Origin of the sequence: Prevotella multiformis (assembly GCF_018127985.1) — a bacterium.
In the GTDB taxonomy this organism is placed as follows: Bacteria; Bacteroidota; Bacteroidia; order Bacteroidales; family Bacteroidaceae; genus Prevotella; species Prevotella multiformis.
Genome location: NZ_CP072357.1, coordinates 174,602 through 186,886 on the forward strand (window position 1 = coordinate 174,602; position 12,285 = coordinate 186,886).

At 48.8% G+C, this 12,285-nt stretch carries 6 protein-coding genes; 2 read left to right on the plus strand and 4 right to left on the minus strand.

Translation table 11 applies throughout. The annotated features are described in order from the left end of the window. Positions 1-7: 7 nt before the first annotated feature. Together J4864_RS00660 and J4864_RS00665 are read left to right on the plus strand one after the other, a co-directional pair. On the plus strand, positions 8-1,825 hold the full coding sequence (locus tag J4864_RS00660; RefSeq protein ID WP_211814239.1) for a SusD/RagB family nutrient-binding outer membrane lipoprotein: 1,818 nt from the start codon (positions 8-10) through the stop codon (positions 1,823-1,825). 215 nt (positions 1,826-2,040) lie between these two features. After that, on the plus strand, positions 2,041-5,226 hold the full coding sequence (locus tag J4864_RS00665) for an endo-beta-N-acetylglucosaminidase (protein ID WP_211814240.1): 3,186 nt from the start codon (positions 2,041-2,043) through the stop codon (positions 5,224-5,226). Positions 5,227-5,589: 363 nt separating this feature from the next. Here J4864_RS00665 and J4864_RS00670 read toward each other — a convergent pair whose 3' ends face one another. From J4864_RS00670 to J4864_RS00685, 4 genes are all read right to left on the minus strand, one after another. Continuing rightward, positions 5,590-5,763, minus strand: a complete 174-nt coding sequence (locus J4864_RS00670; RefSeq protein ID WP_211814241.1) for a hypothetical protein — start codon at positions 5,761-5,763, stop codon at positions 5,590-5,592. Then, positions 5,760-7,133 (minus strand): MATE family efflux transporter, encoded by a 1,374-nt coding sequence (locus J4864_RS00675; protein ID WP_211814589.1) that lies wholly within the window; start codon positions 7,131-7,133, stop codon positions 5,760-5,762. Before J4864_RS00675 ends, J4864_RS00670 begins: the two co-directional genes overlap by 4 nt. Before the next feature lie 600 nt (positions 7,134-7,733). Then, complete coding sequence (locus tag J4864_RS00680; RefSeq protein ID WP_246479403.1) at positions 7,734-10,031, minus strand: carboxypeptidase-like regulatory domain-containing protein; 2,298 nt, start codon at positions 10,029-10,031, stop codon at positions 7,734-7,736. Positions 10,032-11,482: 1,451 nt separating this feature from the next. Beyond that, positions 11,483-12,229: a polyprenol monophosphomannose synthase gene (locus J4864_RS00685; RefSeq protein WP_007368231.1), complete on the minus strand. Its 747-nt coding sequence runs from the start codon at positions 12,227-12,229 to the stop codon at positions 11,483-11,485. Positions 12,230-12,285: the final 56 nt, after the last annotated feature.

Below are 12,285 nucleotides of genomic sequence, written 5' to 3' on the forward strand. Positions count from 1 at the left end.
AACGACAATGAAACTGAAAAATATAGGAACAGTCCTGGTTCTCTCTGTTGCCGGACTGACACTGAACTCCTGCCTGGACTTCGATGTCACGGGTGCCGAGTTCAACCAGACGACACAGAATGAAAAGAAGGTGGTACGGCAAGGTAAGGTCGACTCTATCGATTACCGTGTCAGCATTACCAAAGAGAAATTCGATGATATATATGGCAAGATAGAGACCAATCTGAAAATTGCTCTCGGCGGTGTATATGCGACTCGGGGCGGAAAGAAAGGAGACCCCCCTGTTGCGCATCAGTATCAGTATCTGTCTACATTCTATCAGGATGCCTTCGCACAGTACGGTGTCATCCCTCATGTCAATTATCCCTACTCCGGTATCAACATCGTGTCCTCTTCGGCCATCGACCTGAAGGCTTACAGTGGTGCATACGGTTCCTACCAGGAAGCGACGAAGGCTTTGGTTCCGTTGCTGAACATGGAGGAAATAGATTCTCTTCCGGAGCTGAAGGCGACTTATCTGCTCTTCCTCGACTTTGCAAGCATCGAGTGTGCGGACAACTACGGCCCGATGCCTTATCAGGACCTGAAGACGAACAAGCAGGAGCGTCCTTTCACATACGACGATGTGGAGACGATCTACAGTACGGTAGAGGCTAATCTTGACAGCATTGTGAAATGTTACGATTATTATCAGGCCAACCGCCCGCAGTGGTATAAGGAGAAAATCCAGCGTGCGCTGACCGATTACACTAAATGTAATGTTTCTGCTGACAGGGGAGGATTTAAGGATATGGACATCCTGAAGCGTTTTGCCAATTCGCTGAAACTCCGCATGGCGATGCACATCGTCAAGGTGAATCCGTCGAAAGCAAAGCAGTGGGCCGAGGAGGCTGTAGCAAGTGGTGTCATCGAGACTGAAGAGCAAGAAGTCTGCTTCCTCACAGCCAGCACTGGCAAGAACAATCCGCTGGTAGAACTTTGGAATACATGGAATGATATGCGTATGGGTGCTGGATTTGAGCAGGTGCTCAGGGCTTACAATCATCCTTTCCTTGAAACGCTCTTTGAGAAAAACGACTTTATCCGCTCATCGAAAGGGGAAGACAAGAATCTGAATGCTGGTGAAAAGGTATGCGGAATCCTTGCCGGAGCACATGTCGGGCAGGAACAGGGAAGCACATCAAATCCTTACAACGGATTTTCAAAGCTCATCAACCGTACGATGAACAATGCACCGCTTTACCTGATGAAGCTCTCCGAAGTCTGCTTCCTCCGTGCCGAAGGTGCCGTGAGAGGCTGGAATATGGGTGGCTCTGCCCAGCAGTTCTATGAGCAGGGTATCCGCGAGGGGAACTTTATGGACCGTCAGAGCCAGCGCCGTCCCTATAAGGGAAAGTATGAGGCGGCTATGGATACTTACCTGAAGATGGAGAAGGCCATTCCGTTTACTTATGTTGATCCGACAGGCAACGATGCTGACCGTGTAAGCGAAATCACCGTCGGCGTGAAGTGGAATGAGGGCGACTCACAGGAGACAAAGCTGGAGAAGATTATTACCCAGAAGTACATTGCAGGTTTCCCCAACAGCCTTGAGGCATGGGTTGACCTCCGCCGTACCGGCTATCCGCGCCTGTTCAAGATGCTGAATATGCAGGATGGTGACGGATCGCTGAAAGATGGAGACATCGTACGCCGTCTTCCATTCCCCGGCACTTCCGACCCTGCTACGCTCAAGGACGTTGAGGCTACGGGCCTGAAGGCGCTTGGCGGAGCCGACAAGGAAGGGACACGCCTTTGGTGGGATGTAGAGAAGCCGAACTTCTAACTCCTTGCAACACTGAACATCAAATATCCAATCGGTAAGGACAGACACCTTCGTCAGTCTGTAACGAACAGATAGCTCCTGTACAGGCACCGGCATCTGTCCTTGCTGATTCCTTTCTGTCGGCTTATGTGAAAGCGGAGGCAGCCACGTCTCAGTCCGACTTTGAGCATTGACAAAACCTATTTTTTAATTATAACCCAACTAAAATCATTAAGATGAAAAAGAAATCTACTTTAGCCGCACTGCTTCTTACAGCACTGCTGAGTGGGAGTCCTGCATCAGTCATGGCGCAGAACTACAACTTCGGACAGCTGAACTGGAAGAAGATGGTAGACCTGTTCGCAACAGCCCTGCAGCAAGGCAAGAACTTCCCGACCGACGAGGAGATTGCTTCCCAAATGGGCATGACGACTACAGACCTGTCTTTTATCAAGTCACACGTAAAGCGTCGTGACATTCTTGATCAGAACGGACGTCTTATCAAGAACACTTATGCTGACCGCCGTGTATGGATGAACCTGCCGATGGGCAGCGGATCGGGTGGCGATGCCGGCTATCCTACAGGTGTGTGGCACAACGACGTGTTCTCTCTCTGGAACTATACAGCCCTGTGGGGCAGCTGGAACCACAGTGTAGCACAGATTCCCGGTGCGTGGACGGATGCCGCACACAAGAACGGATGTGACATCCTGGGTGGAACCATCTTCTTCGATGGCGCTTCTTCTGCCGGGGCATACAACGACTGGATTACTTATGCAGGAGCGAAGACTACCGATGCCAAACTGGCTTTTGACGGCTATCGTTACGTTAAGCCTATGATCCACATGCTGATGTATTTCGGTATGGATGGTGTCAATATTAACTGGGAGTTGCATCAAGGCTCTGTGGGCAATTACAAGGGTTTTCACAAGGCATTGTACAAGTATGCAAAGCAGGTGGGCTTCGACGGTTTCCATTTGGGTCTTTATGGCAGCTCGTCACAGCTGACAGCCTATCAGGCTACCGATTGGTATGCAGATTCTGAGGGACAGATTTCCGATCTGATGCTGAACTATGGTGGTGAAACCGGGGCAGAGAACTCCGTGCAGAATGCCAAGAAGGCAAACAGCACACTGGGTGCCAAAGGACTCTGGCAGGGTTTTTGGATTGTGAACTTCAGCAAAGAATGGGAGGATATGACCTATGATGAGGCCAAGGAACTGAATATCTGTCTCTGGGGCGAACACAAGGACAGCCGTTTCTGGAGTTACAACAGCGGATCCAGCACCATGGAACAGCAGGATCACTACCAGCAGTTCCTTGAGCGCACCTTCAGTGGTGGTAATCGCAACCCGCTAAACAAGGTGGGGTTAAGCTACAACAGTCATAATATGGAATGGGCTGGCGATACACCTCCTATGAATGGATGGAAAGGCTTTGCCGACATGGTTCCAGAGCGTTCTACCGTCAAGGGCAGCTTCCCGTTTGCGACCAACTTCTGTCTGGGTAACGGCGACCGTTACAATTACCGTGGCAAGAAAGTTTCAGGTGCATGGTATAATATGTCTGCACAGGACATCGTACCTACCTATCGCTGGCTGGTGCTCAAAGCCAACGAAAAAGTCAGTGATGCTGCACAGATCAGCAAGGACGTTACACCTTCATTCACCCATGAGGATGCCTTTACCGGCGGCACCAGTCTCCGTCTGAAGGCGACGGGCTCTACGGCCTCCGACATCGTGCTCTACCGCACGGACCTTACCACCAACGGCGCAAAGCCTTATGCACTCGTGGCTACCAAGAAGAACGGCGAGAAGAACGGACAGCTGAAACTCATCCTCTTCACCGGCGGTCAGTGGAAGGCATACGACATACCGCAGAACGGTGGCAACAGCTGGAAGGAGCACCGGATCAACCTCGAGGGTCTTGCCCATGGAAGCAAGGTCGAGTATGTCGGTCTCCGTGTGGAGAATGCCGAGAATGGTTTCGATGCGTATGTAGGTGAGCTGCAGCTCAATGACGGAAACACAGCGAAACCTGATGAAGTACAGAACGTAGACGTTACGACTACCTCTACGCTCGTTGAGAACGGCACTACAACTGTTGACCTGAAGATGGCATGGGGTGTAAACCATGTGGCCAATGAATACGGTGTGGTATATAACAAGGATGCCAACATCGACCACTTCGAGGTTATCTACCGTGCGTCAGATGCCAATGACGCCAATGTCGTTGAAGTGGGACGCACCTCACAGTGGGCGGCATTCATCCCTGCACTGGACATAACAAAGGCTGCGAAACCTCAGGTGGCTGTCGTAGCGGTATCAACCGACCTCAAAACCGTTACCAAGCCGGAATGGCATGACATCAAGACCAGCAGTGAGGCGGGTGCGAAAGATCCGTTCGGCTCTTACGGACAGTCCTTCCTCGATACCAATGCGGAAGGCTACAACAATGCTGTCCGCCTGCGCGGCGTTGAACGTTTCACCGTCAAGGGAACACCTGATGGCGACTATAAGTATGAGCTTCCTTATGAGGATTATCTCAAGGACAACAGTCCTAACGGCGTTAAGAACAGTGCTCGTTTCCTGAACTACCACCATGCTGACAAGACTCTTAAGGTAAAGCAGGGTGAAACCTACGAGTTTACCCTCAAGGGTTTTGATGCCCAGGTGGTCGCTACAGGCACCAAGGACGACTGCCGTTACTGCTTCGTAGGCGGCTGGATGGACTTCGACGGCAGCGGTACTTTCAACTACGGAAAGGGCGTTGTAGAGCAGCCATTCTGGAAGGACAATGGTTTCTACTCTTATGCTGACGGCACTTCCTATGCGAACGATCCTGACAAGGATCAGTCTACCTATCCTCTGGATAACAACACCAAGGACGGTACGGAGGCCTATGGCGAGCGTGTGTTCCGTGCCGGAACGCTCCGCAAGGGCAATCCATGCCTTGTAAAGGGTGACGGTCTCAAGGGTAAGATAACTATTCCGGCTGATGCTCACGTAGGCAAGAGCCGTCTGCGCATCGTCTACTCTGACGCATGGTTTGCTGGTGCTTTCGGTCCTGGTTCCAAGACGAACAAGGGCTACACACTTGATATTGATGTAGATATTGTAGGAGACAACCAGCCGGGCCGTACGTATGTTGACAAGCATGATGTAGGCAATCCCGACAACTGGACGATTGTGACAGCGGTTGACAAGGTTGCCAATGTGACAGGTGTTCCTTCTGTCAAGGTGGTTAATGGCAGGCTGGTGTTTGAGAACACCTCTAAGGCTGAAATCTACACGGTTGACGGCAGACTTGTACAGAGTATTGTCGCACCTGTTACGGCAGAGTTGCACACGGCAAATAAGACAGTTCTCATTTTGAAGCTGCATAATAACAAGACCGTCAAGAGCGTGAAAGTTGTACTATAGTATAAAGACGGCTTCCATGTCTCTGCTGACGGAGACCATATTAGAAATTCCTGTTTTCAGGAACTTCTTGGGAGTCGTTCCTTAATTTCTTTAGAGGGAAACAACCCACTAATGAACTTGCCGGACCGGGCAAGAGGCTGCCAGTGCAGCCTCTGCCCGGTCCCTTTTTTGTGCAGAACGGTGCCGGCCTGTTGTCAGTGTAAGTTGAGAATCGGGTACGAAGGGAGAGAGTTGATGAAGGAAAGGGATGGAGTGGGGGAAAAAAGAGGGAAAAAAGAGGGAAAAAGAGGGAAAAAAGAGATAGATGATGATTGCTGCCCCGTAAACCTTTCTGTATTGAAGTCAGTTACAGGCATCTCGTGTTTAGGGACGCATGAATGACACGGTCTTGGTACACCCGTCTATGTGTTGCAGCCTGTCACGTGTTGCGTTGCGGTCCATCACGCAGGGTGCCCGTCGGTCGGCACCGTCCGTGTTGAGGCTCGGCTCCTTGTAATTATGTTGCAGGTTTAATGTGTAGAGTGGGCGCAGCGTCATGCCGCAGACGGGATGCGGTGGTCCTTACGCAGCCGTTTCAGCAGCCACAGGTAGGCGGGGGCGAGGAATAGGTCGGCCATCATCCATGCCACCGGGTCGGCATAGCAGACACCCAGCCACGCCCATGCCGGCACCAGCCAGAGGCTCACGCCGCAGCGGGCGATCATCTCCATCACGCCGCTCATCATGCTCAGGTTGCTGTAACCGAGGCCCTGGATGCTGTATCGCAGGATGACGAGCACGCCCAGTGCAGGGTAGAACCAGTTGGAGATGCGCATCAGCTGTGCCGCATTGGCGATCACCTCCTGCTCGCCTCCGTTGACGAAGAGCATCATCATTTCGTCGGCGAAAGGATAGATGACGGCGACGGTCAGGACGAAGTAGACCATCATGATGCCCATGGCGTCGCGCACGCCGGTCTTCACACGGTCCAGCCTCCTTGCCCCGATGTTCTGTCCGCAGTAGGTCGCCATGGCGACGCCGATGTTCTCCAGCACGCAGGTGAAGAGGTACTTGATGCGGATGGCGGCTGTGAACGAGGCCACATAGACCGTTCCGAGGGCGTTGTTGGCACTCTGCAGCATGATGATGCCGACGGCGGTGATGGAGAACTGCAGGCCCATCGGTACGCCGTTGTTCAGCAGGATGCTGATTTTCTTGTTGTTGAAGTCCCGTTCGTCTCCCTTCGGGACAAGTACCGTCAGGCGGCGGCGGATGAACCGCCGGCACAGCCCCGAGGCGAAGGCCTGGCTCAGGAAGGTGGCGATGCCCGCTCCCTCGACGCCCATTCCCAGCAGGAGGATGAACACGACATCCAGCAGGATGTTCAGGAACGAAGATGCGATGAGGAAGTAGAACGGCTCCTTGGAGTTGCCCAGCGCACGGATCTGTCCCGAATAGAGGTTGTAGGCGATGGTGAAGGGGATGGTGCAGAACTGCAGGAAGAGGAAGACGTAGGCATCGTGGAAGACGTCGGCCGGCGTGTTGACGAGCTGCAGGATCTTCTCGCAGAACAGGTACGAGAGCAGGGTCGCCACCAGTGCGAGCACGACGGCGATACGTCCGGCGTTGCTCACGTAGCACCGCATCTTGTGGTGGTCGCCGGCGCCGAAGGCCTGTGCCACGGGGATGGCGAAGCCTGCACAGGCGCCGTTGCAGAAGCCCATGATGAGGAACATGATGCTGCTCGAGGCCCCCACGGCGGCCAGTGCGCCCACGCCGATCCACCGTCCCACGATGGCGGCGTCGATGATGAGGTACATCTGCTGCAGGAGGTAGCCGAGGATGAGCGGTACGGCGAACTTCAGGATGGATCGTGCAGGTGCGCCGCTTGTCATGCTCTCTGTGTGCTGCGAGGGGGTAGCGGTCATATCTGTCAAAGTTTAATGTTGTCTTTTCTCTGTCGTTATCTTGTCACGCTCTGCAAACTTACATAAAATCCTCGAATAACGGGTCGTTTGAACAGGGAAAATGTTTTTCATCTTTAAGACCTGCTCTGGAAAGCGGACTCTCCTCGCCAATGCTGACGGGGAAGGCGGCAGATCCGTCGGAGGTGTTTTCAGAGGCTGCCATGTAATGGAAACAGGGCGTGCCAGAAGTTTACAGGATAGCGAAAGCAGGGACGGACTTCCCTGTTCTCTTTTTGTGTCCGCAATAGAGCTCGAGCGGTATCAGATTTTTCAATAGATGTATCTATGATTAACCCGTTGGCAGAATTAATTTAGTGCATACTTAGTGTTCCCTGGAAAAAGATCAAGCAGTCCAAAGGCATATAAAATCCATTGGGCTGCTTAATTTGAAATGAAGAAGATGAAGCCAAAATACGGCTTTTCTGAAAATTGCGAGACAAGGTCCCCTAAAGAACTCCCATCACGTTCTTGACAAAGAAACACATTCCTGCCCGGCATCTTGCCGTGTCCGGAAGCCTGGCTCCGTATGTTGTCGGCTCTGTATAATCATACCGAGGCCTGCTATTTGCTTCCTGACAAAACGCCAGAATTGGTATCACTATTATTTATTCGTTTGTTTACATTGTTCTTGTGTTTACCGAAGTCTACGTTGATATATGCTTCAAGCATGAATATCCTGTTCAGGTCATGCGAAAAAGCATCCTGCCTGTTAGGAGCCAGCTTCGACCAGTTTTCTACATACTGACTGTACCTGCTGCTGAAAGGATTCAATACCTGAGCTTGTATGCCCCAGTTATCCCTATTATAGCCGATAGATATTGAATGCAGAGTCTCCTCCTTGGTTAAAGTCTCTCCCCATAGTATTTTATGCCCTTTGCCGGCACTGACCATCAGGAACCAATTCCCTTTCAAAAAGGTAACAGAACCATTTACGCCGAAATCAGAATAGGTGTGGGTGTAATTATTCCCCTCACTTATGTATCTGTTGAAGTATGTGCTGACATTAATCTGACAATTTTCACCGAAAGGAATCAGCTTCAAATTTAAATTATTCTGCAACCGATGAAACCCCCTCTGATTTTCCATTGTACGTATATACTTGTTATTCTCGAACAATGTCGTCTCCATCAAAGGCTTGTCATCAAAGCTGTATCTGATAAGATAATCCAGATCCAACCATTTGCACTTCCAGTTGACGGTCAAATCATTAGAGAAGAACGTCACGGTCTTAAGATTAGGATTCCCTCGTCTGACTTGATAATTATCTATATTCTGGCTCACATCATTCATATCTGATAATGATGGAGAATAACCTGAAATATAGCCAGTGTATCTGACAAGTAAATTCTTGGCCAGATTGTATGACAATTTAAGTGTTGGGCGAAAGATAAGTTTACTCAGGCTTACATCTCCCTGACTGTTATATGTTCTCATTACACCACTACCCATGGTGTATGCCAATTTCCCTACCTTAGACATAAATTCCACGTACCCATAGGTCTCAGCTGTTCGCATACTTACATTCGCATTGATGGTTCCACCATAATTATTGGAAACGAAGGCCTGATTATGTTTTATGCCAAGTGATAACATGGAATTTTTAATCTTCTGCTCATAAATAGCCTCAGCGATGAGCGAATATTTATCACCTTTTGTCTGCGATGCATATTCCTCAACAGAATTTACTCCTCTCTGAACAAAATGCCTATTATTCTTAGTTTTTATATAGGTTCCTACCACATCAATAAACAGATTCTTACCCTTAGCCAATTCTGTCTGGTAATAAATATCTAATGAAGGTATATTTTCCCTCGACTTTTCATGATCGGATATTTTATATTCCTGTCCAGCACTTGTAAGTTCGGATTCTCTGTCTGATATGGAATAAGGCATATCCATATATGACTGTCTATAGTTGATACTTAGCAGACTGTTGTTTTTACTATAGTCATAACCTAATAGGAAATTCATCCTGTCATACTTTACCTTTGTAGGCAAGCCTGTTTCCACATTGTATAGTGGAGTTGCTGTTCCATTAAAGGTTTCAACATTCTCGCGTATCCATTTCAAATCTCTGCGTTCCCAATTAGACATAAACTTGAAAGACGAACTTCCAAAATGATAATTAGCGGAAACATCATAATCTCCTGTTCCGATTTTATTTATGCCATTGGTTAAATCGACTGAGAAATTTCCACCTGAGTTCCTCCGTTTCAGAATAATATTAATGACAGCTCCCACATTTCCATAACGCAATCCCGGATTATCATGGTATTCCACCTTTGCTATATCGTCTGGTCTTAGAGATTTCACCTCAGGAAGCTTTGCCTTTACTCCATTGATTTGTAATTCAACTGTCCCTCCTGTAGTCATCTCTATGCTATTGTTAATAGAATTGATCTCAATGCGTGGAAGACTTAAATTCTGCAGTAACAAAAGGCCATTACTGGATGCCTTCCGTTGCAGACTACTAGGAATAAGTATCTGTCTGTCAATTTTCTGAATTTTATTACTGCCAATGACTTTTACCTCACCTAAAGCCTTTGGTAATACCATCAGTTTGATCTTTCCCATATCAACATCATCCGATGCATTATTACAGGTAATATATTGGTCTTCATAGCCTACATATGACAGATGAACGATAAAGTTATTCGATTCTATACCTTTAATATGGAATTCACCCACATCATTTGTTACGCCACCCAACAAGAATGTCGAATCTGCCGACAGAATTCTGACCGAACATCCAATTACTTCCTTGTCGTTCTCATCGATAATTCTTCCTTTTACACTCATTTGAGAGTATGCTCCTTTGGAAAACATCAGAAACAGGAGCATCATAAAAATATGCTTCATTATTTTATAACATTTAGATAATTTTCCTCATAATATCACATTTAGATCTTTAGCCCTTGTACATCTTGGATCTGGCATAGAAAAAGATTTTCTTCTGTTATCTTTCCTCTGTGAAAGAAGATAAGTGATGAGAACAATTCTCCCGGACTACGAAATTGGCGATTTCATTCAGACAGGATTTATCTGCCATGAATGTCTCATGTTTTTTGAATGATGCAACTTCCTTTTCCATAAAAATTCTTTTATATTTAATTTATACGGCAAAATTAGCGATTTTCCAAATATTGAAGACTACACTTTTGGGTAATTTTCCTTTTCCTGCCTTACTTTTTACACTTTTGTGTAATCTCATAGTGTTATTTCGAAGAAAAAAGTTTCCCCCCGATTCTGTCCGTGATGAGCCGTTCGGGGGATTTCGTGTAAAGGCACAAATAATATATCAAACTGGAAAACAGTTGTTTGTGAATTTTCTGAATATCCCTATTAACGTTTAATAATGTCAAATCAGATTCTAAAATCACGTTTCGTTGGCCAAACAAAGAGGTTTTCAAGGTAAAAGTATTATCTCTGTTTTCCTGTTCTCTTATTTTCTCTGGCAATGACGCCCCCAAAAACAAGTTCTTGGAAAGGAGGTTTCCGTGCGCCATCTGTCATGGATTTTTACCATGCGGGGCTGGATGAGACCCTTGCTCTTGTTCATCGTCCCCTCCTCAGATGAAAAATTGGAGTCCATGGAAACAGGAAAATGGCCAGTAGAGTGTAAGTCCCTTGTTTACAGGTTGATAACGGCGTGTGCAAGAAACGGTGCTTGGTTAGACGGCAATCGGGCGTTAGTTGAGGCTCAATCGGGCGTTAGTTGGAGGGCAATCGGGCGTTAGTTAGGAGGAAAGAGACGGCTGTTTGCCTTTCAGCCTCCCACAGTCTGTCTCCCAGCCGGATGAAGAGCGGGTAAAAACGGATGGACAGCCATCCGGATTGTAAGATTATTTTCTGTACGGCGGCTAAGATTCAATGTGTGATATCGGATAGAGGGAGAGGTCTCCTTTCCTCAAAAGAAGAATTGCCTGTTGAAAAGAAATCATAAGATGTGCCAGAAGTTTATTTAGTAGCTGAAGCAGGGACAGCCGCCCGTCTGTCCGATAAGGAAAGTCTGTTTCGTGGAAAGAAGAGGGCGTCTGTCCACATACGGTAGTGGTGTGTGACACGCTTCCTGTTCCGGTTTTACAGGGCGGCCGCTCCCCCTGCGATGTCCTGTGCATCGGTCTTTCGCTGGACATGAGACCTGCCGGCGCATTGTTCCCTCCTGCTTATATACGGCAGATTCAGCCCTCTCCTTCTGCCACATAGCCCGCTGTGCCTTTTCAAGGAGAAAGCTGAATCCGCCCGTCTGGAAGAGAGAATCCCGGCAAAGGTAACGCCCGGGATCCGCCTGTAAGATTCGGAAAGTGGGATTAATCCTGCACCTTCGGATATTTCCTGAACCATCCATCCATCCGCAGTCGCATTACGCCGAAGAAGGCCTCGGAGAAGATTCCGCCGCTCATCTTGCTGGTCCCCTCCCTGCGATTGACGAAGACGACAGGCACCTCCTTGATTCTGAAGCCGATCTTGTAGGCCGTGTATTTCATTTCGATCTGAAAGGCATAGCCCTTGAAACGGATCCTGTCCAGAGGGATGGTCTCGAGGACGCGGCGGCGGTAACATACGAATCCCGCTGTGGTATCGTGGACGTGGAAACCGGTCACGATCTGGACATACCTGCTGGCAAAATAGCTCATCAGCACCCGTCCGATAGGCCAGTTGACGACATTCACACCGCTGACATAACGCGACCCGACGGCGACGTCATACCCTTCGTCGTGCGTGGCCGCATAGAGCCGCGGCAGGTCGGCGGGGTCGTGACTGAAGTCGGCATCCATCTCGAAGATGTAGTCGTACCCGTGCTCCAGCGCCCATTTGAAGCCGGCGATATAGGCTGTGCCTAATCCCAGCTTGCCCGCACGTTCGATGATGAAGAGGCGGTCTCCGAACTCCGTCTTCATCAGCCGGTGTACAATCTGTGCCGTCCCGTCAGGACTTCCGTCGTCGATCACCAGAATATGGAAATGCTTTTCCAGCCGGAAGACCGCCCGGACAATCTTCTCCATGTTCTCTTTCTCGTTGTAGGTCGGTATGATTACAATGCTGTCACTCGTCATAGGAATACTGTTTTAACAGGACAAATGTAGTGGAAAAATATGATACTGACAAATTT